The organism is Saccharibacillus brassicae (genome assembly GCF_006542275.1).
Classification (GTDB): domain Bacteria; phylum Bacillota; class Bacilli; order Paenibacillales; family Paenibacillaceae; genus Saccharibacillus; species Saccharibacillus brassicae.
On sequence record NZ_CP041217.1, the window covers coordinates 2,105,119 to 2,130,039 of the forward strand.

Sequence of the window (24,921 nt, forward strand, 5' to 3'; positions counted from 1 at the left end):
GGCGGAACCGGCCGCAGGCGCCTCCGGTTATAGCGGCTGCTCCGGTTATAGCGGCTGCTCCGGCTCGCCGAGCGGCGGCAGCTTGAGGTAAGCGGCGAAATGTTCCCGCAAATAAGCCGCGTTGACGTCTTCGTGCAGATGGCGCTGCACGAGTTCGTCGATCCGCGCGGCATCGCGGTTGACCACGCTGTCGAAGATCAGGCGATGCTCGCCGAGCAGCGTCTCCATCTTCGATCGTTCGAGCAGATGCAGCCGCCGGTACCGCGCGTAATGGACGTTGGCCTGCCGGATCAGGTCCCACAGCAATTCCCGGCCTTCCAGCGCGAACAGCGCCTGGTGAAAAGCGTCGTCCCAATGCAGGAAATCTTCGCGGTCCTGCCCGCTGCGGACGATCCGTTCCTGCCGCTCCAGGATGCCGCCGAGCTCCAGCACGCCGGCCGGCGGCAGCGGCCGGGTCCGGGAAGCGAGATTGCGCAGGATGTCCCGTTCGAGCGTGACGCGCAGATAGATGATTTGTTCGACCGATTCCAGGTCGATGTACGACACGAGATTGCCCCGCTTCGGGTAGACGTCGAGATACCCTTCGCGTTCGAGCTGCTTCAGCACGTCCCTCAGCGGCGTACGGGAGATGCGGAAGCGTTCCGACAAAGCGGTCTCGCCGAGCCGGCTGCCCGGCTTGAGCGCAAGCGTCAATATATCGTGCTTCAGCTGCCGCAAAATCTCCGCTTTAACGGTCATGGCCATGCGCCCCCTTTGCTTGTTGTCGGTAGTATACAACGTTTCCGCCGGAAGCGGAATGCACCGATTGACAGTTTTAGGGAATGACCCTATGATGGGGATGTTCTTGTATACAAGATTTTCCCGGATCAAATCGGCTTCTGACAGGGAGGAATATTTCATGAAGACGGCAGGCAGATGCACCCGGGTCCAAGCGGCAAGCGCGTACGGTCCCGGCCGAAAAAGAGGCGGCGCGAACGGCTTGAACCCGGCCGGCGCCCGCGGGAGGAGAGAACGATGAGCAGATTGGAAACGTCGAGAGGTTACCGCGCCTGGCTGCCGGCCGGGCGCCGGACGGACGAACGCGTCATCGAAGCGTGGCGGCCGCTGCTCTCGCGCCTGTCCGCCCGGTTCGACCTGCGGCCGGAAGGGCCGGGCGCGACCGCCCTGCGCGAACTGACCGGCGGCCTAGCGGCTCTGGCCGGCATCGAGCCGGCGCTGACGATCAAGGCGGGCGCGCCGGCCATCGCGCTCGGCTCGCCCGAAGCGGCGCAGGCCGCCCTGGCGCAGATGGACGCGCAGGCTCTGGCGCCGGAAGGCTTCCGCCTGCGCTTCGGCACGGCGAACAGCCGCAAAGCCTCGCCCGCCGAAGCGGAAAGTTCCGGCGGCGCGGATGCCGCGGCCGAGCCGTACGCCGTGCTGCTGGGCGGCTCGGACGTCGGCCTGCTGCACGCGGTCTTCGCGTTCCTCCGGCTGTTCCAATTGTCGGAGGCAGGTCCTCCGGCGGAGCTGGACCGGACAGAAGCGCCGCGCAGCGCGCTGCGGATGATCGACCAATGGGACAATATGGACGGCAGCGTGGAGCGCGGGTATTCCGGCGGCTCGATCTTCTACCGAAACGGCCGGGTGCTGTCCGATTCGCCGCGTATCGCCGATTACGCCCGGCTGCTCGCTTCGGTCGGCCTTAACGCGATCTGCGTCAACAACGTCAACGTTCACCGCGAAGAAACGAAGCTGATCGCCGCCGATCGCCTGCCCGACGTCGCGCGGCTCGCGCAGATCTTCGGCGGCTTCGGTATCCGGCTGTTCCTGAGCGTCAACTATGCCGCGCCGATCGAACTCGGCGGGCTTCATACGGCCGATCCGCTCGACGAAGACGTCAAAGCCTGGTGGCGGCGCACGGCGGAAGAAATCTACGCGGCGATTCCGGACTTCGGCGGCTTCGTCGTCAAAGCCGATTCCGAGAACCGGCCGGGACCGTTCAGCTACGGGCGCGATCACGCCGACGGCGCGAACCTGCTGGCCGACGCGCTGGCCCCGTTCGGCGGACTCGTGCTGTGGCGCTGCTTCGTCTACGACTGCCATCAGGACTGGCGCGACCGGTCGACAGACCGCGCGCGGGCCGCTTACGACCATTTCCGCCCGCTCGACGGACGCTTCCGCGCAAACGTCGTGCTCCAGATCAAGAACGGCCCGATGGACTTTCAGACGCGCGAGCCGGTCTCGCCCTTGTTCGGCGCAATGCCGCGTACCAATCAGATGATGGAATTCCAGATCGCGCAGGAATATACGGGACAGCAGCGCGACGTCTGCTTCCTCGTCCCGCAGTGGAAACAGGCGCTCGACTTCGATACACGGCTGGCCGGACCGGGCAGCACGGTGAGCCGGATCGCCGCCGGCGAAGTCCACCGCTTCGCCTACAGCGGCGTCGTGGCCGTCTCCAATATCGGCGACGACGACAACTGGACCGGCCACCATTTGGCGCAGGCCAATCTGTACGGCTTCGGCCGCCTGGCATGGAACCCGGAAGCTTCCGCCGAAGAGATCGCCGCCGAGTGGAGCGCGCTGACGTTCGGAACGGGCAGCGCCGCGGCGACTTTCGTCCGGCGGCTGCTGCTGCAATCGTGGCCGGTGTACGAAAGCTACACCGCCCCGCTCGCCGTCGGCTGGATGGTACAGCCGCACTATCATTACGCCGTCGACGTGGACGGCTACGAATATTCGAAATGGGGCACATACCATTTCGCCGACCGGAACGGCGTCGGCGTCGACCGGACGCTTGCGACAGGCACAGGCTATACCGGGCAGTACGCCCCGGAGAACCGGGACCGCTACGAATCGCTCGCCGATTGTCCGGACGAGCTGCTGCTCTTTTTCCATCATGTCCCTTATACGCATCGGCTTCAATCCGGCAAAACGGTCATCCAGCATATTTACGACAGCCGATTCGAAGGCGCGGCCGCGGTCGAAGCGTGGATCGAAGAGTGGCGCGGGCTCGAAAACGAAGTCGATGCCGAACGTTTCGCGCATATCTCGGACCGTCTGCAGGGCCAGGCGGAGAACGCGCGCCAGTGGCGGGACGTCGTGAACACGTACTTCTACCGGAAATCGGGTATTGCCGACGAACAGGGACGCCTGATTTACGACTAAGGCCCGCAGGGTCGCAGCCGTGTATTCCCTTTGAACAGGAGGAGGTTCGTCCATGCCGATTACGCCGATCATGCCGACCATCCCGACCGCGCGTGCGGTCATCAATGCTCTGCTCGCCCCGGCGTCCTCGATGCCGGAGCCGACCGTCGACCGGCTGCTGCACGGCCGGCCCGATCTGCCGGTGACCGGTATCGTCACCGCGTTCATGCCGACGCTGCGCGTGATCGGGCAGGCCCGGGAAGCCGGCGCCAATCTGGTGATCGCGCACGAAGGGTTGTTTTTCTCGCATCTCGAACGCGGCGCCGAAGCGGCGGAGAGCGAAGTCGCGCGGGCCAAGCGGCAGGCGGTCGAACGCTCCGGCGTCGCCGTCTACCGCTGTCATGACGCGCTGCACCGTTACGTGCCGGACGGCGTGACGGCGGCGCTGGCCGAAGCGCTGGGCTGGGCGCCCTACGTGCGCGAACACCGCCCGGAAGCGGCGCTCGCGGATCTTCCGCCGGCGGCGCTCGGCGAGATCGCGGCCGGGATCAAGCGCCGGCTCGGCCTGCCTGCGCTGCGCCTCGCCGGCGATCCCGCAGCGATGTGCTCGCGGGCCGTGCTGCTGGCCGGCTACCGCGGCGGAGGCGCGCTCGCGATTCCGCTGCTGGAAGCGGAGCGGGCGGACCTGGTCGTGTACGGCGAAGGCCCGGAATGGGAAACGCCGGAATACGTGCGCGAAGCGAACCGGCTCGGACGTTCGTGCGGGCTGATCGCGCTCGGCCACGCCGAGAGCGAGGAACCGGGCATGGCCGCGCTTGCGGTCCGGCTGGCCGGGCTGTTCCCGCATATTCCGGTGCGGCATATCCGCGAAGAACCGGTGTTTCGCAGCGTGTAACGCGCCGAAAAAAAGTATCCTGCCGCCGGCCGGCGTCTTATCCGCTTGGCCGCTTGGCCCCTTAGCCGTTTGGCCGTTTGGCGGCAGCCCGGCCTGTAAACACGAACGCCAAACAGGCTCCGAAATCGCCCGACCCTCCGCTGCGGGAGCGTCGGGCGATTTTTTCGGAGCCTGATTTGTATGCGTGCCTTCGGTGCCTTAGCGGATTTCGGCTCTGCCGGGGCTGCGTCAGCTGTTACTGCGTCAACGGTACGACTTGTACGGATCAAGTTGGGCCGTATCCAGTGCGCTGTCGCCGAGACGCACGATCGCCCCTTTCATCCACGGCTCGTTTTGCAGCTTCGCCAGTTCTTCGCTGCGGCCTGTCACGACGACGCCGTAGACTTTCGATCCGTTCGCCTCGACTTCCGCCGCGGCCGAAGCAAAATCGACCGGGCTGACCGACGCCGCGACTTCCGGGCTCTGGGCGACGCGTCGCAGCGCTTCGACCAGCCCGCTTTTCCAGGACAGCGCTCCATGCTTGAGGTATTCCCCGTTCGTCTCGCTGCGGACCGGAATGTAGCTCGCCCCCATGCCTCCGTTTGCGCCGACCGGATTGTGCACGTAGAGATTCAGGTAATCTTCCGGCTGCGCCGGCTTGGCGTTCCCCTGCGCGTCTATCACCGTGTAACTGTCCATGCCGGCCCATTCCTGTCCGCTGCGCGCGGCGAACCAGCGAGGGGCAACCCGAAGCCCCCAAAACTTCCGGTCCAGCTCTTGCTGCCCGTATTCGCGGTCCAGCGACACGTACAGCTCCGACACTGTCAGCTTGGGCAGGTCGGACAACGTCTGCCAGACGCCGGCGTTCCGGGCTTCTTCCTGCTTGCGGTCGCTGCCGCCGGGCAGCCATAGCCGCCCTTCGTCCGCTGTGGCAAACCGCTTCGAATACAGATCAGACGCGCCGTTCAAGCTTGTGATGCGCGTATCCCGGATTCGGCCGAACCGGTAGTCCTGACGGATTTCTTTTTCCGATACCCCTTCGCTCCCCCATACATGCTGCACCCTGCCGGAGATCGTCAGATCGAACAAGAGACCCGGATCTCCGCCATTTGGCATCAGATAGCGGTTCGGCATCGTCGTCTCCACGATCAGGCCGAGCGCCTGTTCGTTCACTTCGCGCAGCGCCTGGGCCGTAGGTCCGACTTCTCTCTGCGTATAGTAGTAATGCGTGAACAGCCCCGAACCTCCGAAGACGAGGCCGAGCACGACCAGCGTCACAAGCGCCGTGATGCCTCTGGATTTCCATTTGGCGCGCCGGATGATCCGCCGTTCCTTTTTCCGCCGCAGCCGCCCGTTTTCGCCGAAGCCGCTTTTGGGCCCATTCTCCGTGCCCCGGCTTCCGCTTCCGTCTTCTTCTGCACGATCCGCCCGGCGGTCCGGCTCGCTGTCGTCTTCCATCAGCTCGTCCAGATACGCCTGATAAGCTTCCAGCTTCTCAAGCTCCGCTTCCAGTTCCGCCCGCTCTTCGCCGGGCAGCGTTCCGTTCTGATAAGCCTGCAATTTGCGTTTGAACGATTCAGTCACGCCGCATTCTCCCTTCGGTATAAGCTCTCAATTTTTGCCGGGCGCGAAACAGGGTGGACTTGTACAGAGACAGCCCGATGCCCATAATCTCCGCCGCATCGGCATAAGAAAATTCGTAATGATGGTACAGCAGAAAAGCTTGCCTCTGCGCATTCGGCAGTTCGCTTAGCCGTTCGAGCGCTTCTTCGCCCGCCTCTTTGCCGAGCAGGAGGGATTCCGGCGTCTCCGCATCGCGCAGCCGTTCGAAAAACTCCGCTTCGCGTATGTCCGTTTTCCGGGCGCGGCGGGTTCGGTCGATAAACGCGTTATGCGCCACCCGGAACAGCCAGCGCTTGACTTTTTCCCCGTCGCCGAGACTTTCGATATGCAGATAAGCCCGGGTAAAGGTCTCCTGCGTCAAGTCTTCCGCCGTATGATGGTCCCTGCTGAGAAACAGCAGATAGCGATAGACGTCCTGCATATAATGGCGGTACAGCTCATCGAGCGATCGGATCGTTCTCCCCCCTTTCGGAACACTCTAACCACGTTCGAATCCTGCAAAAGTTACACGTACGCAAAAAAACTTCCGGCCCGCGTTCCCCGAAGGAAACAAAGGCCGGAAGTTTCAGGCGAAAAATGGGGCAAAACGTCTCAAGCAAAAAGAAAAACGCGGAATCGTTCAAGCCGTCGTCGCGGCCGATTCCGCATAATGGGCATATTCGGGCAGCAGTTCGTAATAGCCGCTCAGCGAGTACCCCATAATCGTGTCGAAAATCGCGGGATTCTCCCGGCGCAGAAGGTCGTCCGCATACCGCCAGGCATTTTCTTCCAGACGGAGCGAGACGCGGGTGCGAGACAGCTTGCCGCGAATATTGACCAGACGTTCGGACAGATAGTCGAGTTCGGGGTCGTGCGCGTGTCCCAGTTCATGGGCCAGAACGACTCGCACATATTCTTCGAACGGTTCAAGCGAATCGAAGAGAAGCTTGCACTGCTGTTCGAGCACGCCCAAATACAGCGTAATCCGATTCTCGTCGAGATTATATTTGCCGCCGATCAATCGTTTGCCGGGAAACAGATGCTCCAGCACGACTTCGATCTGGCTGTTCGAACGGGTCAGGACGTCGTTAATGGTTCGTTCGATAAGAATTCTGTTCATGCGGTTTCTCCCGTTCCTTTTTTACAATAAATATCGGCATGCCGCCGCTTTTTATAAAGGGAAGCCGGAGAATAGTATACCGCTATTGGCTGCAAAATGGAAACAAATAATAATTTTACCCGCTTCCTCGCTTTTTGAAACAACCGACCGACAAAAGTCGCGAAAACATGATTTTATTACGTTTTTGCCTGCTTCGCTATCTGCGGCGCGCTTGGAAAAACAGGTCCGGTCCGTTACACTTTTAAAGTAGGATTTTCTAACGAGGAGGAAGTTAAGATGACCCTGATCGAACTCAAAAACCAAACGGCCGTCATTACCGGAGCGGGCAAAGGCATCGGACGTGCCATCGCGGAAGCGCTCGCCGCCGAAGGCGTGCATCTCGGACTGATCGCGCGTACCGCTTCCGACCTGGAATCGCTCAAGAGCGAACTGTCGGAAAAATACGGCGTGAACGTATTCGTGCACGCAGCCGACGTCTCGGCCCGCGCCGATATCGAAGCCGCGATCCATACCCTGCACGAACAGCTCGGCGCGATCGACATCCTGATCAACAACGCCGGCATCGGCTCGTTCGGCAAACTCGTCGAGATGGACCCGGACGAGTGGGAACAAATCATCCGTGTCAACCTCATGGGCGCCTACTACGCGACACGCGCCGCCCTGCCGTTCATGATCGAGCAGAACGGCGGCAACATCCTGAACGTCGCTTCCACGGCGGGCGAACGCGGCTTCGCGACCGGCTCGGCCTACTGCGCGTCCAAAGCGGGACTGATCGCCATGGGCGAAGCCGTCATGCAGGAAGTGCGCAAGTCGAATATCCGCGTCGTGACGCTGAACCCGAGCACCGTCAACACGGAACTCGCGTCCAACAACAATCTGCCGATCGGCGACGAAGACCGCATGATGCAGGCCGAAGACGTTGCCGACCTGGCCGTCTCCACCTTGAAGCTGCCGACACGCGTATTCGTGAAATCGGCCGGCATCTGGACGACGAATCCGCAGTAAAACGTGACTGTTCGCAGGCGCATCGAACGATCGGAACAGAAACACCCAAAAAAACCTCTGCCGCTTGATCGGTAGAGGTTTTTTGACGAGTCTTAGCTGTTTGATTCCGGACGGTTTTCTGTTTCGCCCGGCCGCGCTTAATGAAACGGACATGCTCCGGCCGGAGCGGAACCCGTATCGGGGCGGGACGCGAGGCGATCCGCGCCGCCGCTCTCCCGGGCTGCCGGACTCCGGCCCGCGCCGGTCATCGCACACACGCCGGCCGGTGGCCGCTCCGTCTGTCCCGACGCTTCTTCAGAAACTTCTGCCGATGCTTCTCCCGACGCAGCCCACACAGGCGACGCAGCCGATGAAGAGTCGCGCTGCGCGGCATACGGTTTTTTGGCATAAAAGAAATTCGGCTTCTCGATCGTATTGTCGTACCGTTTATGGAAAACGTGCGTCGTAGCCGGCGACATCGGCGGGATCAGCCAGGCCCAGTTGCCCGTCACGGCCCGGCCGGCTTCGCGTTCGCGCTTCTCGAACGTCTCGAACTGCGCGGCCGCCGTATGATGGTCGATCATGCTGACGCCGGCCGCCCGGTAAGACTCCAGCACCGCGACGTTCAGCTCGACCAGCGCCCGGTCCTGCCAGAGCGTGCTACGCCGGCTGCGATCGAGTCCCATCAGATCGGCGACGGCGGGCAGCTGATCGTAGCGGCCTTCGTCCGCGAAGTTGCGCGCCCCGATCTCCGTGCCCATGTACCAGCCGTTAAACGGCGCTCCGCCGTAGGAGATGCCGCCGATCTCAAGCCGCATGCCGGAGACAGCCGGCACCGCGTACCATTTGAGCCCCAGTTCGTCGAAGCCCGGAAGGTCCGGATGCCGGATGTCGACCTCCAGCACTTTGCTTCGCGGCAGCTCGAACCATTTCGGTTCCCGGCCGTCGAGCTGGACGACCAGCGGCAGCACGTCGTAGTCCGTTCGTGCGCCGCTCCAGCCGAGCCGTTCGCACACGGCCGTAAATTCCAGCGAAGCCGGATCGCCGATACGCGCCCCGCTGCCCGACCGGTAACCCGCGTAGCGGATCAGCTGCTCGTTCCATACACGCACGCCGGGTCCGGTCGAATCGGCCGGCTTGAAGACCGTGATCGTCGGCCGGATACGGCCGCGGTTCGTCGCGTAATCGAGATGCTCGATCAGCGCCTGCGCAATCTCCGCTTCGGACGAGAGTTCCCGCCGGTCGATCACGTGCAGACTGTCCCACGGCAGGCGCCCGATGCAGCGGTTGCTGCTGCGCCAAGCCATCCGCGCCCCGTGGCGCAGTTCGTCGTACGTGTGCGCGTACGTCCCGCTTGCTTCGATCTCCCGGCGAATCTCGCCGATGCGCCGCTCCGCTTCTTCCTCCGCCTGCCCGAGTTCCGCATAGCACCGGCGGATAAAAAGTTCCGCTTCCGCAAGCAGAACTGCGCGCTCTTCGCGCTCCTCCATGCCTACCCCTCCATTCCCGTAAGTGATCGTAATCACATCTATTTGTATCATAAGCCAGCGCGGCCGAAAAGAAGAGACGATTTCGCGAAGATTTCGTGTCGAAACCAAAAGGGCAGACGGCAAAGCGCGACAAAAAACCGGGTTCGGATGCGCGGCTGTCGCAGCAGGCATTCCGAACCCGGTTGAATATATTTCGTATTTCGCGGTGCTGTCGTTCATGGGACCGTTGATTTCGTCGGCGATTGAGCAGGCGATCGAATCGGCGATCGAATCGACGGTTGAATCGGCGATCGAGCAAGCGATCGAGTCGACGGTCGAATCGGCGGTCGAGCAGGTGATTGAGCAAGCGATCGAGTCGACGGTTGAATCGGCGGTCGAGCAGGTGATTGAGCAAGCGATCGAGTCGACGGTTGAGCAGGCGATTTCACAGTTGAGCAGGCGATTTCTTGGGCGTTAGCCTTAGCGGCCCATGTAGGCTTCCAGCATCCAGGCGTCTTTGTCGACGGCCGTCTGCATGCCGATCAGCATGTCTTCGGTGACTTTGTCTTCAAGCGCTCCCGCGATCTGAATCGCTTCCTGAAGTTCGGCCGATTCGGCGCGGAAATCGCGCACCAGCGTTTCGACCATCTGCTCGGCGGTCTCGTCGCCTCTTGCTTCGGACACGCTGGTCAGTTCGAGGTGTTCGCGCAGCGTCGCGGCAGGCGATCCGCCGATCGTGAGCAGGCGCTCCGCCACTTCGTCCATGCGCAGCGTGGCGGCGTTGTACAGTTCTTCGAATTTGGCGTGCAGGGTGAAGAAATGCGTGCCTTTGACGTACCAGTGGTAGTTATGCAGCTTCGTGTAGAGGACGGACCAGTCAGCGACCTGTTTATTGAGCGCGCGATGCAATTCGACGGTAGTATCGACGTTTACGTTCGTTTTGACGGTTTCCATGAGTGATTGGCTCCTTTATTTTAAATTTAGACTTGTTCTAAATCCTTGTTTAAATTATAGCACCGCTAGGTCGAAAAAGCGAGCGTTTGGCAAAAGTTTTTCCCGAAAACTTTGCAGCCAGGGCGTGTGTGTGAACCTGTCTTCCCTGCCGGACGCCTCCGTTCGGATTCCTGTGCCGGATGAAGCCTCCAACCGGATAAGCGCTGGGACGAGTAACCCCAGAGTCGAGTAACCCCAGAGTCGAATAACAACCGAGTCGGAAAAGTGGACGAAAAGTCAGCAATTCGAGCGAACAGCTTCAGCTGAACAAACAAATGTTGATGAATAGTCACCTTTTGTTTTGTTTTTCCCCGCCACACCGTCCATTTCAGAGAAATTGTTGACCTGAAGTCAGCAACTTCTCCGGAATGGGTCAAAAAAGAGAAAAAAGCTGACGAAAAGTCAACTTTTGATATGCCTATTTTAAATAAGCGGTTTGGGAAGGGTAAAAGGCGTTCCGGAGCTGCCGCCGCCCGAAAACAGCCCGGCGGACAGCAGAAAACCCCCGCCGCCTGCTTGAGCAGACGGCGGGGGTTTTCCCTATTGTTGATTTGGCTGCCCCGCTGCGCAGCAAGGCGCGCAGCCCGAGCGTACTACGAACGCTCGGGTATCGACTTGCACAGCAAGGCGCGAAGCCCGGAGCGTACTACGAACGCTCGGGTATCGACTTGCACAGCAAGGCGCGAAGCCCCGAGCGCACTACGAACGCTCAGGTATCGACTTGCGCAGCAAGGCGCGAAGCCCGAGCGTATTATATACGCTCGGGCGCGGACCCCTTCGCAAGCTCCGTGACGTAATCGAAGAAGCCGGCGCCGTCCACGTCGTGGACGAGCTGGACAGGGCGTCCTTCGGCCGTCTCGACCGTGCGGCCCTGGCTCGGGCCGTCGGGGATGACGATCGCGTTCACGGTGCGGCGTTCCACCAGTTCCGGCTTGCCGAGCGAAGCGGTCGTCAGCACGTCCCACAGATAATAGGTGGAGTTCGTCTCCATATAGACGAGCGGCGGGCAGAACGCGTAGCACTGGCCGAGGAAATCGACGCCTTCGAAGCGGCGTTCCGAAGCCCAGCGATTGCGCACCGCGAGCGTCAACGGCACTTTGTTCGTGCTCTCCAGCGCGACCAGGTCGATCTCGATACCGCTGCGGAACACGCGGTCGGCCGATTCCGGGTCCCAAAACACGTTCCATTCGGCCGTGCCGTCATGTTCCGGTTCCTGCACGTTGCCGGCCTGGAACGTGCCGCCCATCCAGAACAGGCGCGAGATCTTCTGCTCGATCTCCGGCGCTTCGTCCAGTGCTCGCGCGAGATCGGTCAACGGGCCGGTGAACAGCAGCGTCGTCTGCCCTTCGGTACGCTTCACCGTCTCGATCAGATGGCGATGCGCCGGAAGCGGCGACAGCGGCGCGTCCATGCGGCCCGATTCGTTCAGAATCGGCAGCGCGTCCACGAAGAACGAATGCATGCGCCATTCGGCCGGGAACGGATTTTTGCCGCGCGAGTTCGATTTGGACACTTCGACGGCCCGGCCTCTGCCGAAGCGGTCGATGATCTTGCGGCTGGCATCGGTAGCCGGCTCCAGATAACCGTCGGCCGGAATGACCGAGACGCCGGTGACTTCGATGTCGTCCATTTGCAGCAGCAGAAACAGCGAGACCAAATCGTCCACTCCGCCGTCATGATTGAAATATACAGGTGTTTTCAAACGTTCCACTCCTTAATTCTTCATAATGCCTCTGGGCGGATGCCCGGCTCTTGCCTACCCGTCACAACACTGTTCATTATGACCCGCAGCGCGAGCGGAGTAAAGGCAAGGCGGCAAATTAAGCGGACGGGCATCTGCCTCGGCAGACAGCGTTTAGGCGGCTTTCGAACCCTGCCCAAGCTGAACCAAACCTATACTCAGACTCCCGAAGCCGGCGTGTCGGAAGTCGGCTCTTTGTCCGTGACCGGAGCGCGGCCCGGCCAGAACGCGGCTTTGCCGAGCAGCATCGTGATCGCGGGTACGAGGAACGGACGCACGATGAACGTGTCGAGCAGGACGCCCAGCGCGGCGACGACGCCGAACTGCACCAGCACCTGGATCGGCAGCGTCGCAAGCACCGCGAACGTGCCCGCGAGAATAACGCCGGCCGAAGTGATGACGGTGCCGGTCTCGCCGACGCCTTCGCGAATCGCCTGCTTGAGCGGCAGGCGGCGGCTTTTTTTCCAAATGCTCGAGATCATGAAGATGTTGTAATCCTCGCCGAGCGCGACCAGGAAGACGAAAGCGTACAGCGGAATCGCGCCCTGGATCGCCTCTTGGCCCATCGCGTAATGCAGAATGAGCCAACCGAGGCCCAGCGCGGAAAAATAGGACAAGACGACGGTCGCGATCAGATACACCGTGGCGACGACCGACCGCAGGTAGGCGAGCAGCAGAATCGCGATCAACCCGATCACGACCGGAATGACGATGTCGGTATCCCGTTCGGTCGCCGCGCGGGTATCGGCCTGGGTGGCGGTCTGTCCGCCGATCCAGACTTTGTCCGCCGCCGAAGCGACGCCCGCTTCCGTCAGCGCCGATTCGGCAGCCGTGCGCAGCCGCGCGACGTCGTCCATCGCTTCGTTGGCATACGGATTCACGTTCAATTTGACGCTGTAGAGCTGGATATTGCTGTTCTGCGCGCCGCTCTCCGGCTCGGCGACCGCGTCGACGAAGCCAAGATCGGCCAGCTGCCCGGCGAGGCCCGTCTCCACGCCTTCGGCATCGACGATCACCTGCACGGGAGCGAGTTCGCCCGGCGAGAAGCCGTTCGCGATCGTATCGAACCCTTCGACGGAAGGCATGTCGGACGGGAACGAAGACAGCAGGTCATACGTGAAGCGAACCTGCGTCGAAGCGGCGGCCAGTCCGCCGAGCACGATCAGCGACGCGATGACGACGGTCCACGGACGGACGGTGACCAGGCGGCCGATCCGGCTTTCTTTTTTGGGGCGGGGCTGGAACGGCTTGTTTTTGCTGCGGGCGCGTTCTTGTTCCATCTCCGGCGTGCGCGGCACGAACGGGAAGAACGAAGCGCGGCCGATCAGAGCCAGCATCGCGGGTACGAGCGTCAGGCTGGCGATGCCCATGATCAGGATCGCGACGCCGAACGGAACCGCGAAGCGGTGGTAGGCGCCGTACTGCGCCAGCAGCAGCGTGAACAGCGAGAGCACGACCGTCAGGCCGCTCATCGCGATGGCGCCGGACGAACCGGACAGCGCGGCCTTGATCGCCGTACGCTTGTCGGGCGTCTCGGTCAGACACTGCCGGAAGCGCGTGATCAGGAACAGGCAGTAGTCTGTCCCGGCCCCGAACAGCAGCACGGTCATGATCGAGATGCCCTGCGAATCCGCGACGATCCAGCCGCGGTCGGCCATCGTGCCGAGCACGGGGCTGATGACCAGATATGCGAAGCCGACAGCCACGATCGGAATCAGGGCCAGAATCGGCGAACGGTAGATCAGCAGCAGGATGACCAGCACCAGAACGACGGTGCCGATCAGCAAGGAGACGTCGGCGTTCTGGAACAGCGCGCCGGCGTCGATTGCGATGCCGACCGGCCCGGTCACGCGCGCGGACAATTCGCCTGTTCCGGCTGCCGCCGCGAACGGATCGCCGCCGAGCACGGCGGATGCGCGCTCTTCCAGCTGCGCCACGCTTTCCTTGAGCATTTCCGTATCGGCGCCTTCGCCGAACGTGACCGGCAGCACGATCGTGCTGCCGTCTTCCGACAGCAGGCCCTGGCGGGCAGGCTCCGGCAGCCGGTGCAGCGGCAGCAGCCCGGTCTGCTGCGGCAGCGGCTCGGCTTCAAGCGACTCCGTCAGCTTGGCGATTCCGCTGAGGTCCGCTTCGTTGAGTCCCGCGCCGCGGTTCCAGACGAGCAGCGCCGGCTGTCCGCCGTCTCCGGGGAACTCGCGCTCGGCGAGCCGCGCCGCCTGAACGGACGGATAATCGGCGCTCAGATCCGCGGCTCCGTTATTCTCGCGTTCGCCGATGCCCGGCCACATCACGTTCAACAGCACGGCCGCGGCAATCCAGACCGCGACGACGACCCATCTTCCGACCGGTCCGGTCAATGCCCCGGTCACTCCTGTTCTCTTGTTCATCTGTTCCTCCCGCTCGGCATCTTCCCGATGCCTGATATGATGATGGTACGTGCTTCTGTACAAGTTCCGCTGCGGTAGTCCGGTCATGCAAGCCGGGCCAGCAGCACCCGGTCGCGCAAACCCGGCCAAGCAAGTTCTGCCAGCCACACCCGCTTGCGTAAATTCGGTTACGCCAACGCCATTACGCAAACCCGGTCACGCAAGTGGGTCCGCGCGAAAATCCCCAAACGGCTGCGCCGCTTCAGGTGACCCGCAGGTCATTCCTGTTCATTATGACTCACGAGTCATTTCCGGTCAACGTTTATTATTTTCGCCGCCAATCATTCGCCGCGCAAAAAAAAACCGGAAGCGGATTCTGCATGCCGTGCTTCCGGTCATATAGGCAACAAAAAGGCCCGGCGGGCCTGAATCTCAAAATCTTCCGGGCCCAAAGCCGGGCAGTCCGCTGCCAATCATCGTTCGGGGGCGTCCGCCTTCGCGGCGGCTCCGCCGATCAAGCCGCCCGCGATGCCCGCCGATTCCGGGCCGTAGAAAAACCGCATGCGAGACGTCAGCACCGAGATGTCGGCCGGCGTCTCCAGATAGATCTCGCCGTCGGCGTCGATCCGCTTCGGCTCGTCGGTCTCGATCCGCAGCGAAGAGGTACGGATATATTCGATCACGCCCCCGCTCTCGCGGTAATCGGTCAGGTCGCCTCCGTTGATGACCTGCCAGGCCAGCGACAATCCGGCTTCCCGGACGATCAGCACGTCGAGCTGGCCGTCGTGCACGCCGTCCCCGGGAAAAGGCAGCTTCGCCGTGCCGAGCGACCGCCCGTTGGCGGCGAGGATCATGACCGCTTCGCTGTCCACGACGCCTTCGTCGTGCGTCAGACGGAAGCGAAACGGCTCGGCTTGGCGCAGGGTGCGCAGCGTACTGAGAAAATAGCTCAGTTTGCCCATGCGCTCTTTTTGGTCCGAATCGATATTTTCCGACGTATCGGTAATGAGTCCGATGCCGACGAAGTTCGTGAAGATCCGTCCGTTGACCGTGCCGACGTCCGTATCGAGCAGCCGGCCTTCCAGCACTTCCTCCGCCGCGCGTCCGACCTGCAGCGGCAGGCGCAGGGTGCGCGCGAAATCGTTGCACGTTCCCCCCGGCAGAATCGCGATGTCCGGCACGCGATCGGCTTCGGCCGCGCCGTTGATACATTCGTGCACCGTTCCGTCGCCGCCGAGCAGCAGCACCAGATCGAATTCGCCGCCGCGCTCGCGGCACACGGTCTCGCCGTCGCCCGGATTCTGCGTCTGCACCAGCGTCAATTCGCCGATCTCTCCGGCCAGCGCTTCGACCGCCGCGCCAAGCTGCCCCGCTTTTTCCTTGCCGGCTTTGCTGTTGTATACGAGCATTGCTTTTTCCCAACGCATAGGCTCATCTCCCGTTCGCTTAATCGCGGACCGGACGTCGTAATCCGGCCTTCGTTTCCAAGTTATTACCCAGACACAAAGCGAACGTCAGCAGGCCGCGGTGAAAATAAGCGAACGATCAAGCCGATAACGATTTCAAAGCGAATCAATCGGCGCTCGCCGCCTGATTGGTGACCGCGGCAAGCTTCCATGCGCCCGCTTCCACTTCTTCCGGCAGCATCGGGCGTCCGTAATAGTAGCCCTGCATCAGGACGCAGCCGCGCGACAGCAGGAACTCGGCCTGCTCGACCGTCTCGACGCCTTCGGCCACGACTTCCAGGTCAAGCAGGCGCGCAATGCCGATAATGCCGACGATCAGCGCCTGCTTGGAGACGCGGTCGCTGCTTTTGACGAACGATTGGTCGATCTTGAGCGTATCGACCGGAATCTCGTCCAGCCGGCCGAGCGAAGAATGCCCCGTGCCGAAATCGTCCATCGAGACTTTGACGCCCAGATCGCGCACGCGCTGAAGTTGGGACAGCGTGATCGCCATATTTTTCATTGCGATCGATTCGGTAATTTCCAGCTCCAGCATCGCGCCTTCCAGGCCGCTCGAACGAAGCGCGTCTTCGACCATGTCCAGCAGCGTCATGCTCTCGAACACACGGTACGACATATTGACCGAGACGCACACCCGGAACAGGCCTTCGTCGTGCCAGCGCCGGTTCAGCCGGCACACTTCGCCCAGCATCCAGCGGGTCATCGGCACGATCAGCCCCGTCTCTTCCGCGATCGGAATAAATTCCCCGGGAGATACGATGCCCTTGTCCGGATGCTGCCAGCGCAGCAGCGCTTCGAACCCGGCTTCCCGTCCGAGCTTCGCGTCCCATTTCGGCTGATAGACGATAAAAAACTGCCGGTGTTCGAGCGCCAGCCTGAGGTCTTTCTCCAGCTCCATCTTGCGGCTCAGCTGCCCGCCGATGCCGGCGTTGAAGAAAACGGTTTTGTCCTTGCCCGAAGATTTGGCCTGGTACAGGGCCGCGTCGGCCGCCTTGAGCAGCGACGAACGGTCGCTTCCGTGGTCCGGGAACAGACTGATGCCGGCGCTTGCCGTCACGTACAATTCGTTGCCTTCGATCATGTACGGACGGCTGATCTCTTCGAGCATCCGATCGACCCGCTGAAGCAGCACGTTGGGATCGCTGTCGGAGCCGACGAGCAAAAACTCGTCGCCGTCCATACGAAACAGCGCTTCGCGCTCCTGAATCCGGGTACGGATCCGCTTCGCGGCATGGGTCAGCAGCAGGTCGCCAAGATCGCGTCCGAGCGTGTCGTTGATCACTTTGAAGCGGTCCAGGTTGATCAGCACCATCGAGCCGAGCCGGAGGTCGGCCGCCCGGCGCTCGAACTCTTCCGGCAGCGCGTAACGGTTGCGCAGGCCGGTCAGCGGATCGAGAAAAGCGATCTGCTTGAGCGTCCGCCGCTCGAATACCATGAAGATCCACGTGATCGCCAGAATCAGCGCGACCAGCGCCGAGACGCCGGCCACGAAATAGGACGAAGGCAGGCCGGCATAGTCCAGCACGGCCGCGTCCGAACGGACGCCGTCGACGCGCAGCGCGCCCAGCAGCGTGTACTGCATCGCGAAGATGCCCGAGCCCAGAATAAGGGCCGCGCCCGGCTTGGACATTCCGCTTGCGGCCGAACCGCGAAAATTGCCGAGCACGTACAGCGCAAAGTAAGCGGCGATGAACAGGATCGCGACCGAGAAAAAGCCGACGAACGGATCGACGGCGACGAACAGTCCGGGGCGCAGCGCGAACAAGCCGAGCGTGGACATGATCGTGACACCGAGACCGAAAACGCCGCCGGCGAGCCGGCTGCTCAGCGGGCTCTGCCTGGCGAACAGCGCAAACATTATGTAAGCGGACAAGCTGGCGCACGCGACGGCCGACACGACGAGTGCCGGCGCGTAATGCGGCGTAATGCGATGATGGTAAGAAAGCAGACTCATAACATGGACGAGCGAGGTACCCGTTCCGAGAACCACTGCGGCCGCGGCAAGGCGGAGCCTCTTCGCCCCTTTGGCGGACCGGCTTTTGCCCACGGCGAGGTCGAAGCCCAAATAAGCGGAGAGCAGCGCGACCGCCAGCGACAAAACGATCAGCATGCCGTTCCAATTCTCCGTTAAACCGGTGACAAGGACAGAGATCATAAATCGGTTCCCACTTTGCGTTATGATATTTGTTGCATACACGATAAATGCTCTTGCTTGAGGCAAGTAACCCTTTGCTTTAATTATATCGAATAAACGGGTGAAATCCATCAGAACCGTACAATTGCCGCAAAAAAAAGAAAGTCCGCCGTACGCGCACGAAAAAGAACCGGCAGAGACTGCCGGTTCTTGCGTGCGACCTTGCTTCCAAAGTGTTGTCCAAGCCTGTATGGACAGGCTTCCGGGGCTTCGGGACGTCGGGTTCCCGTTATCCCGCTTCTTCCGAGAATTGGCTGTTGTACAGATCCGCATAGAATCCGCCGGAGGACAGCAGTTCTTCGTGCGTGCCCTGCTCGATCACTTCGCCGTGATTCATGACGAGAATGAGATCGGCGCCTTTGATCGTCGACAGACGGTGCGCGATCACGAAGCTTGTGCGGCCCTTCATCAGCTCGCCCATGGCCTGCTGGATAAAGATTTCGGTCCGCGTGTCGACGCTGCTCGTCGCTTCGTCGAGAATCAGGATGCGCGGATCGGCCAGAACGGCGCGCGCGATCGTCAACAGCTGCTTTTGCCCCTGCGAGATGTTCGACGCGTCTTCGTTGAGCACCGTGTCGTAGCCTTCCGGCAGCGTGCGGATAAAGTGGTCCGCTCTTGCCGCTTCGGCTGCGCGCACGATCTCTTCTTCGGTCGCGCCTTCGCGGCCGTACGCGATATTCTCGCGGATCGTGCCGCCGAACAGCCACGTATCCTGCAGCACCATGCCGAACAGGCTGCGCAGCTGCTTGCGGTCCATATCGGCCGTATCGACGCCGTCGATCTTGATCGAGCCGCCGTTCAATTCGTAGAACCGCATCAGCAGGTTGATCAGCGTCGTTTTGCCGGCTCCGGTAGGGCCGACGACCGCGACGGTCTGTCCCGGCGAGACGTCGATGCTCATATCGTTGATCAGCATCTTCTCTTCGGTATATCCGAAGCGCACGTGTTCGAACTTCACTTCGCCGCGGCCCGTCAGATGGCGTTCGAGCTTGCGGTCCGGCGTCTGCTCTTCTTCGTCCAGCACTTCGAAGACGCGCTCCGCCGAAGCGATCGCGGACTGGATAATGTTGGCGATGTTCGCCGTCTGGGTGATCGGCTGGGAGAACTGTCTCGCATATTGGATAAACGCGAGAATATCGCCGATATTGATCCGGCCGTTGGTGACGAAGATGCCGCCCACGACGCAGATCAGCACATAGCCGATATTGCCGATAAACGACATCAGCGGCATGATCAGACCGGAAATGTACTGGGCTTTCCAGCCGGATTCGTACAATTCTTCGTTATGCGTCTCGAACTTTTCGAGCGAAGCGGCTTCGCGGCCGTACGCTTTGATGACGCGCTGGCCGTTGTACATTTCTTCGACGTGTCCGTTCAGGTCGCCGAGCGAGCGCTGCTGGCTGGCAAAATATTTTTGCGAGCGCTTGGCGATCAGGATGACGACGACCAGGCTGAGCGGAATCGTCAGCACCGTAATCAGCGTCATGATCGGGCTGATCGTCAGCATCATGATGATGACGCCGATGATCGTCACGAGCGACGTGATGATCTGCGTCAGACTCTGCTGCAGCGTATTGCTGATATTGTCCATGTCGTTCGTGACGCGGCTCAGCACGTCGCCGTACGGATGTTTGTCGTAATATTTCAGCGGCAGGCGGTCAAGCTTCTCCTTGACCTCTTTGCGCAGGCTGTACGAGGTGCGCTGCGCGACGCCGGCCATGACGAACTGCTGGATATAACCGAACAGCGCGCTCAAGACGTACAAGCCGGCCAGGATCATGATGATCTGCCAGATGTATTCGAAGTCGACGGCGGCGTTCGGGATGCCCTGCATCTTCGCCATGACGCCTTCGCTCAGCCGGGTCACGGCGTTCGCCATGATCTTGGGACCGAGAATATTGAACACCGTGCTCAGGATTGCCGTGATCAGCACGACGAGCAGGTGGAATTTGTACGGCGCCAAATAGCCGGTGAGACGCTTGAACGTCGCCTTGAAATTTTTCGGCTTGGCGACCGGCATCATCATGCCGCCGGGGCCGCCCATGCCCGGGCCGGGTCCGGGACCTTTGCGCGGCGGTTGATTGCGATTGTGTTCGCTCATGACATTCCCTCCTCTGCCCGTTTGCCCATTTCTTCTTCCGACAGCTGCGAAGACACGATCTCGCGGTAGACGTCGCTCGTGCGCAGCAGTTCGTCGTGGCTGCCGATACCGGCTACGCGGCCTTGATCAAGCACGACGATCCGGTCGGCATCCATGACGGTGCTGACCCGCTGCGCGACCATCAGCACGGTCGCATTCTGCGTCTCCTGCTTGAGCGCGGCGCGCAGCCTGGCGTCGGTCTTGAAGTCGAGCGCGGAGAAGCTGTCGTCGAAAATGTACACTTCCGGACGGCGCACCAGCGCGCGGGCGATCGACAACCGCTGCTTCTGGCCGCCGGACAGATTCGATCCGCCCTGCGAGACCGGCGCGTCGTAGCCTTCGTCCAGGCCGTCGATAAATTCGGCCGCCTGCGCGATCCGCGCCGCTTCGCGTACTTCTTCGTCGCTGGCGGACTGTTTGCCGTAGCGGATATTTTCCGTCACGCTGCCGGTGAACAGCAGCGCCTTCTGCGGCACGTAGCCGATCTTGAGGCGCAGTTCTTCCTGCTGCAGCTCGCGGATATCGACGCCGTCCACGAGGACCGATCCCGACGAGACGTCGTAGAAGCGGGGAATAAGGCTGACGAGCGTCGATTTGCCCGAGCCGGTTCCGCCGATCAGGGCCGTGACTTCGCCGGGGCCGGCTTCGAACGAGACGTGTTCGATCGCCGGCGCTTCGGCGCCTTCGTAAGTGAACGAGACGTCGCGGAATTCAAGCCGTCCGCGCTGCGAAGGGCGGCTCGGCTGAGTCGGATCTTCGATGTCCGGCAGCGCATCGAGCACTTCGTTGATCCGGCTGGCCGATACGGAAGCCCGCGGTACCATGACGAAGATGATCGAGACCATGATCAGGGAGAACAGAATCTGCATGGCGTACTGCACGAAAGCCATCAGGTTGCCGATCTCCATCTCGCCGGCGTCGATGCGGATACTGCCGAACCAGATGATCGCGATCGTCGAGAAGTTGAGGATCAGCATCATGGCCGGCATCATCAGCGCCATCAGCTTGTTGACGCGGATCGCGGTGTCTTTGAGATCGCTGCTTGCATGGTCGAAGCGGTCGCGTTCGCTGTCTTCGCGTCCGAACGCCCGAATGACGCGAATGCCGGTCAGGTTCTCGCGCAGCACCAGGTTCAGCCGGTCGATCTTTTTCTGCATCGCCTTGAACAGCGGCAGCGCGCTGCGCCCGATCAGCAAGATAAGCAGCGCCAGCACCGGGATGACCACGACGAGCACCAGCGACAGCTTGGCGTCTTTGGATACGGCCATGATAATGCCGCCGATCATCATCATCGGCGCCATCGCCATCATGCGCAGCATCATCGTCAGCACCTGCTGCACCTGCGTAATATCGTTGGTCGTGCGCGTAATCAGCGACGCGGTACCGAACTTGTCGAATTCCTTGAGCGTAAAACGCTGCGCATGCGAGAACACCCGGCTGCGCAGGTCGCGGCCGAAGCCGAGCGACACTTTGGCCGACAGATAACTGGCCGCGATCGAGCACAGCATCCCGATCATCGCCACGCCCAGCATGATGCCGCCGATTTGCCAGATGTAAGGGATATCGCTGTTCACGATGCCTTTGTCGACGATGTCGGCCATCAGCGTCGGCAGGAACAGCTCAGCGAGCGCCTGCACGAACACCATCAGCAGGACGAGCACGACGCCGACCCGGTAAGGCTTCAGCATGCGAAACAATTTCAACATAACGGTCTCTCTCCTTTATCGTCCGACGCCTGTGCGTGCGGGTCTTGGCCGGACTCTTCGTTCTCCCGACCGGCGAAATAATCGTGCGTGCGGTTCAGCAGCTGAACGAGCGTCCGGGTATCTTCCTCGCCCAGATGATCCGTCAATCCGCCGACCATCGATTCCATTTCCCGAATAAACGAATCGGTGACGCGCACCCCTTCGTCCGTCAGCGAGATGCGTACCGCTCTCCGGTCGGACGGGTCGGAGCCGCGCACGACGAGGCCGTCCGATTCCAACCCCTTGATCAGCTGCGTCACGGTCGGCGAAGCCACATCCAGAATGCGGCTGATCTCCGAGACCATGATGCCCGGCTCCCCGTGGTCGACGCGGCTGCGAAGCACCATGAGCAGCATGCCTTCGCTCTGCTTGCGTCCGGCCATCGGACCGGTATGCTTCTTCTTGCGCCCGTGCTGGAATTTCCGGATCGTAATCATCAATTCGCGGGCCAGCGGGCTTAAGCGCGATTCCATGGCGATACGCCTCCCTTTCTCCGTTGCCGGAAATGCGTCTGCTTCTTCCACAAAAATATATTTAGGTTGACTAATATTTAGCCTGCCTATCTATTTGCTTTCTCATTGTATGACCGGACTTGATGAATGTCAACTTTGACATTAGAGCCGTGTATTGCATGAGAAAAAAGCCCGTGCGCATCGCGCGCAGGGCTTTTTCTTGTGCCTTCGTTGTACCTTTGTTGTGAATTCGTTGTACCTTTGTCGTGCCTTCGTTGTACCTTCGATCCATCTTCTTTTCGCCAATGCGTTATTTCGTTCCCCATTCGTCCGGCAGCAGCGAGCGGTAAGGTTCCTGAAGAAACCGGTCGTCGGCCAGAATCAGCACGCCGCGGTCCGCTTCGGTCCGGATCAAGCGCCCGCCGGCCTGCTGGACTTTGTTCATGCCCGGGTAGACGTAGGCGTAGTTGAAGCCGCTGCGGCCGCGCTGGTTGTAGTAATCCCGGACGATGTCGCGCTCCAGCCCGATCTGCGGCAGGCCGACGCCGATCACGGCCACTCCGGTCAACCGGTCGCCGGCGAGGTCGATGCCTTCCGAGAAGACGCCGCCCATGACGGCAAAGCCGACGAGCGTCTTCTCCCGATCCGCCGAGAACGCGTCGAGGAATCCGGTACGCGCAAGTTCCGACATGCCCGAATCCTGCCCGAGAATCTCGATCGCCTCGCGGTCGACGCGCGTCTCGAACGCCTGCCGGATCTCCTGCAAATACGCGTACGACGGAAAAAAGAACAGATAGTTGCCCGGACGCTTGGTCACCGTGTCCGCCAGCGCCCCGGCCAGCGCGTCCCGCGTCCGTTCGCGGTCGCGGAAGCGCGTGGAGAACGGCAGCACCGTCACTTCGAGCTGCTCGGGACTGAACGGCGACGGAATCGACAGCGTATAGTCGTCTTCCGCGGCGCCTAGCATCTCCCGGTAAAACCCGAGCGGGGCAAGCGTAGCGGAAAAATAGACGGCGGAACGGTAGTTTTTGGACGACTGGAGCAGCAGCTGCGACGGATCGAGGCAGAACATCTTCATCCGCACTTCGCTGCCGTCCGTCTCCACGTAAGTCACGTACGGGTCGCCGTACAGCCGCCCGACCCGCAGGAAAGCCTGCGCCGAGAAATAGGCTTCCAGCAGTTCTTCTTCGGCTTCGCTGCCGTGCACGGTCACGAGCGCGTGTTCCGCCTGCTCGACGAACGGCTCCAGCAGCTTGAACATGACTTCCGGCGGCTCGCTGCCGACGAAGCGCCCTTCTTCCCCGGCCTGTTTGCGCAGCAGGATCAGATACGCGTTGACCCGGTCGGCCGCGGCGCGCACGCCTTCGTGCACGTCTTTGTAGCCGCGCTTGATCGCGAGGAACGCCGATTTCAGCACGTCGGCCGAGAACATCTCGCGTCCGCGTTCGACCAGATTGTGCGCTTCGTCGACGAGCAGCGCCGATCGGCTCCGCTGCTCGTCGGACAGCCGTTTGAACGCGATGCGCGGATCGAACACGTAGTTGTAATCGCAGACGACAACGTCCGCCGCATAGGCCGCGTCGAGCGAAAACTCGAACGGGCACACCGTATGCTTGCGCGCATAGGTTTCGAGCACGTCGCGGGTAATTCTCGTCTCGTGCTCGAACAGATCGATCAGCGCGGCGTTGATCCGGTCGTAATACCCGACGGCGAACCGGCATTGGCCGCCCGCGCAGTCTTCTTCTTCCTTGAAGCAGACTTTGTCTTTCGCCGTAATCGTGATGGAACTCAAATACGCCCCGCTTCGTTCGAGCAGCGCCAGCGCTTCTTCCGCCCCGGCCCGCGTGGTCGTCTTGGCGGTGAGGTAATAGATACGGCTGATCAGCCCTTCCCCGATCGCTTTGATCGCCGGAAACAGCGTCGAGATCGTCTTGCCCGTGCCGGTCGGCGCCCGCGCGATGAGGTTTTTCTCTTCGCGCACCGTTTTGAACACCGCTCCCGCGAACAGCCGCTGGCCTTCGCGGTAGCGCCCGAACGGGAAAGCGAGCGCCGAAGCGGCTTCGTCGCGCCGTTCTTCGCGCCGTTTGAGCAGCAGCGCGTACGGCGCGTAGCGCTCGGCCACGTCCTGCACGAACGACGCCAGCTCCTCCGCCGTCTGCACGACTTCGCGCACGCTGCGCTCGCCGCCCGGCTTGTGCACGTACGTCAGCCGGACGCGAATCTGTTCAAGCTTCAGGTCCAGCGTCAGCATGTAGGCGTAAAATTTGGCCTGCGCCCAATGCACGTCATGCCCGTCTTCGATCAAGTCCGCCGTCTCCGACGTCGATTTGATCTCGTCGATCGTATACAGACCGTCCTCGCCCAGCAGCAGCCCGTCGCAGCGCCCTTCTACTTGCACGGTCAGCTCTCCTTGGGCGCAGGTCAGTTCCGTTTTCACGAACACTTCCTTCCGGTCGTTCTCCCCGTAGCTCTCCTGCACTTCGCGGTGGATACGCGTGCCTTCCTGCAGCGCGCTGCCGAACCGGGTGCCGGACTCCAGGCTGCCGCTGCGAAACACGTATTCCACCAGCGGCCGCACAGAAGTTTTTACCGTATAAGCCATGCCCATTTCTCCTTCCGCAGACGTCTATCCATTATAGACGAAGCGCT

Annotated in this window: 17 protein-coding genes and 1 pseudogene; 4 read left to right on the forward strand and 14 right to left on the reverse strand. The window is 61.6% G+C overall.

The genetic code is table 11. The annotated features are described in order from the left end of the window. Nucleotides 1–45 precede the first annotated feature (45 nt). Entirely contained in the window at nucleotides 46–738 is a 693-nt protein-coding gene (locus FFV09_RS08830) for a GntR family transcriptional regulator (protein WP_141447494.1), read from the reverse strand. A 276-nt stretch (nucleotides 739–1,014) separates the two neighbouring features. Here FFV09_RS08830 and FFV09_RS08835 point away from each other — a divergent pair, with 276 nt between their 5' ends. After that, nucleotides 1,015–3,147, forward strand: a complete 2,133-nt coding sequence (locus tag FFV09_RS08835; RefSeq protein ID WP_141447495.1) for an alpha-glucuronidase — start codon at nucleotides 1,015–1,017, stop codon at nucleotides 3,145–3,147. Between the two features lie 52 nt (nucleotides 3,148–3,199). Further along, on the forward strand, nucleotides 3,200–4,021 hold the full coding sequence (locus FFV09_RS08840) for a Nif3-like dinuclear metal center hexameric protein (RefSeq protein WP_246098511.1): 822 nt from the start codon (nucleotides 3,200–3,202) through the stop codon (nucleotides 4,019–4,021). Between the two features lie 243 nt (nucleotides 4,022–4,264). On the opposite strand, the gene FFV09_RS08845 is transcribed toward FFV09_RS08840, so the two are convergent. The 3 genes from FFV09_RS08845 to FFV09_RS08855 form a co-directional block, all read right to left on the reverse strand. Beyond that, the gene (locus FFV09_RS08845; RefSeq protein WP_141447496.1) at nucleotides 4,265–5,584 is read right to left on the reverse strand and encodes an anti sigma factor C-terminal domain-containing protein; all 1,320 of its coding nucleotides are present in this window, start codon (nucleotides 5,582–5,584) and stop codon (nucleotides 4,265–4,267) included. Further along, nucleotides 5,577–6,077, reverse strand: a complete 501-nt coding sequence (locus tag FFV09_RS08850; RefSeq protein ID WP_281288495.1) for a sigma-70 family RNA polymerase sigma factor — start codon at nucleotides 6,075–6,077, stop codon at nucleotides 5,577–5,579. Before FFV09_RS08850 ends, FFV09_RS08845 begins: the two co-directional genes overlap by 8 nt. 165 nt (nucleotides 6,078–6,242) lie before the next feature. Further along, nucleotides 6,243–6,722 carry a hypothetical protein gene (locus FFV09_RS08855; RefSeq protein WP_141447498.1) on the reverse strand — a complete coding sequence of 160 codons (480 nt, stop codon included), beginning with the start codon at nucleotides 6,720–6,722 and terminating at the stop codon, nucleotides 6,243–6,245. Nucleotides 6,723–7,007: 285 nt separating this feature from the next. Between FFV09_RS08855 and FFV09_RS08860 the strand changes: the two genes are divergently transcribed. Next, nucleotides 7,008–7,727: a 3-ketoacyl-ACP reductase gene (locus FFV09_RS08860; RefSeq protein WP_141450401.1), complete on the forward strand. Its 720-nt coding sequence runs from the start codon at nucleotides 7,008–7,010 to the stop codon at nucleotides 7,725–7,727. Between the two features lie 371 nt (nucleotides 7,728–8,098). Here FFV09_RS08860 and FFV09_RS08865 read toward each other — a convergent pair. Further along, nucleotides 8,099–9,196, reverse strand: a pseudogene (locus tag FFV09_RS08865) (nitric oxide synthase oxygenase); the annotation flags it as partial. A gap of 217 nt (nucleotides 9,197–9,413) precedes the next feature. On the opposite strand from FFV09_RS08865, the gene FFV09_RS08870 reads away from it, so the two are divergent. Beyond that, a complete protein-coding gene (locus tag FFV09_RS08870) occupies nucleotides 9,414–9,653 on the forward strand; it encodes a hypothetical protein (protein WP_141447499.1) in 240 nt (79 codons plus the stop codon). A gap of 2 nt (nucleotides 9,654–9,655) precedes the next feature. Here the strand turns inward: FFV09_RS08870 and FFV09_RS08875 are convergent, their stop codons facing one another. The 9 genes from FFV09_RS08875 to FFV09_RS08915 form a co-directional block, all read right to left on the reverse strand. Then, nucleotides 9,656–10,129, reverse strand: coding sequence for a Dps family protein (locus tag FFV09_RS08875; protein WP_141447500.1), 474 nt, complete (start codon nucleotides 10,127–10,129; stop codon nucleotides 9,656–9,658). Nucleotides 10,130–10,919: 790 nt separating this feature from the next. Beyond that, the gene (locus FFV09_RS08880) at nucleotides 10,920–11,870 is read right to left on the reverse strand and encodes a nucleoside hydrolase (RefSeq protein WP_141447501.1); all 951 of its coding nucleotides are present in this window, start codon (nucleotides 11,868–11,870) and stop codon (nucleotides 10,920–10,922) included. A 197-nt stretch (nucleotides 11,871–12,067) separates the two neighbouring features. Then, on the reverse strand, nucleotides 12,068–14,296 hold the full coding sequence (locus FFV09_RS08885; RefSeq protein ID WP_141447502.1) for an MMPL family transporter: 2,229 nt from the start codon (nucleotides 14,294–14,296) through the stop codon (nucleotides 12,068–12,070). A 452-nt stretch (nucleotides 14,297–14,748) separates the two neighbouring features. Then, nucleotides 14,749–15,702 carry a diacylglycerol/lipid kinase family protein gene (locus FFV09_RS08890; protein WP_141447503.1) on the reverse strand — a complete coding sequence of 318 codons (954 nt, stop codon included), beginning with the start codon at nucleotides 15,700–15,702 and terminating at the stop codon, nucleotides 14,749–14,751. A 145-nt stretch (nucleotides 15,703–15,847) separates the two neighbouring features. Further along, nucleotides 15,848–17,851 carry a putative bifunctional diguanylate cyclase/phosphodiesterase gene (locus FFV09_RS08895; RefSeq protein ID WP_170314972.1) on the reverse strand — a complete coding sequence of 668 codons (2,004 nt, stop codon included), beginning with the start codon at nucleotides 17,849–17,851 and terminating at the stop codon, nucleotides 15,848–15,850. A gap of 313 nt (nucleotides 17,852–18,164) precedes the next feature. Further along, nucleotides 18,165–20,036, reverse strand: a complete 1,872-nt coding sequence (locus FFV09_RS08900; RefSeq protein WP_141447505.1) for an ABC transporter ATP-binding protein — start codon at nucleotides 20,034–20,036, stop codon at nucleotides 18,165–18,167. Continuing rightward, on the reverse strand, nucleotides 20,033–21,781 hold the full coding sequence (locus FFV09_RS08905) for an ABC transporter ATP-binding protein (RefSeq protein ID WP_141447506.1): 1,749 nt from the start codon (nucleotides 21,779–21,781) through the stop codon (nucleotides 20,033–20,035). Before FFV09_RS08905 ends, FFV09_RS08900 begins: the two co-directional genes overlap by 4 nt. Further along, nucleotides 21,775–22,293 carry a MarR family winged helix-turn-helix transcriptional regulator gene (locus FFV09_RS08910; protein WP_237401659.1) on the reverse strand — a complete coding sequence of 173 codons (519 nt, stop codon included), beginning with the start codon at nucleotides 22,291–22,293 and terminating at the stop codon, nucleotides 21,775–21,777. The genes FFV09_RS08905 and FFV09_RS08910 overlap by 7 nt, the downstream gene beginning before the upstream one ends. A 289-nt stretch (nucleotides 22,294–22,582) precedes the next feature. Next, entirely contained in the window at nucleotides 22,583–24,874 is a 2,292-nt protein-coding gene (locus tag FFV09_RS08915; protein ID WP_141447507.1) for a helicase C-terminal domain-containing protein, read from the reverse strand. Between the last annotated feature and the right edge of the window lie 47 nt (nucleotides 24,875–24,921).

Bases quoted from the DNA above. Each gene is read 5' to 3' on its own strand.
- FFV09_RS08830 (WP_141447494.1), bottom strand. From the start codon at position 738: ATGACCGTTAAAGCGGAGATTTTGCGGCAGCTGAAGCACGATATATTG.
- FFV09_RS08835 (WP_141447495.1), top strand. From the start codon at position 1,015: ATGAGCAGATTGGAAACGTCGAGAGGTTACCGCGCCTGGCTGCCGGCC.
- FFV09_RS08840 (WP_246098511.1), top strand. From the start codon at position 3,200: ATGCCGATTACGCCGATCATGCCGACCATCCCGACCGCGCGTGCGGTC.
- FFV09_RS08855 (WP_141447498.1), bottom strand. From the start codon at position 6,722: ATGAACAGAATTCTTATCGAACGAACCATTAACGACGTCCTGACCCGT.
- FFV09_RS08870 (WP_141447499.1), top strand. From the start codon at position 9,414: ATGGGACCGTTGATTTCGTCGGCGATTGAGCAGGCGATCGAATCGGCG.
- FFV09_RS08875 (WP_141447500.1), bottom strand. From the start codon at position 10,129: ATGGAAACCGTCAAAACGAACGTAAACGTCGATACTACCGTCGAATTG.
- FFV09_RS08885 (WP_141447502.1), bottom strand. From the start codon at position 14,296: ATGAACAAGAGAACAGGAGTGACCGGGGCATTGACCGGACCGGTCGGA.
- FFV09_RS08890 (WP_141447503.1), bottom strand. From the start codon at position 15,702: ATGCGTTGGGAAAAAGCAATGCTCGTATACAACAGCAAAGCCGGCAAG.
- FFV09_RS08895 (WP_170314972.1), bottom strand. From the start codon at position 17,851: ATGCTGATCGTTTTGTCGCTGGCGGTCGCGCTGCTCTCCGCTTATTTG.
- FFV09_RS08900 (WP_141447505.1), bottom strand. From the start codon at position 20,036: ATGAGCGAACACAATCGCAATCAACCGCCGCGCAAAGGTCCCGGACCC.
- FFV09_RS08905 (WP_141447506.1), bottom strand. From the start codon at position 21,781: ATGTTGAAATTGTTTCGCATGCTGAAGCCTTACCGGGTCGGCGTCGTG.
- FFV09_RS08910 (WP_237401659.1), bottom strand. From the start codon at position 22,293: ATGGAATCGCGCTTAAGCCCGCTGGCCCGCGAATTGATGATTACGATC.
- FFV09_RS08915 (WP_141447507.1), bottom strand. From the start codon at position 24,874: ATGGCTTATACGGTAAAAACTTCTGTGCGGCCGCTGGTGGAATACGTG.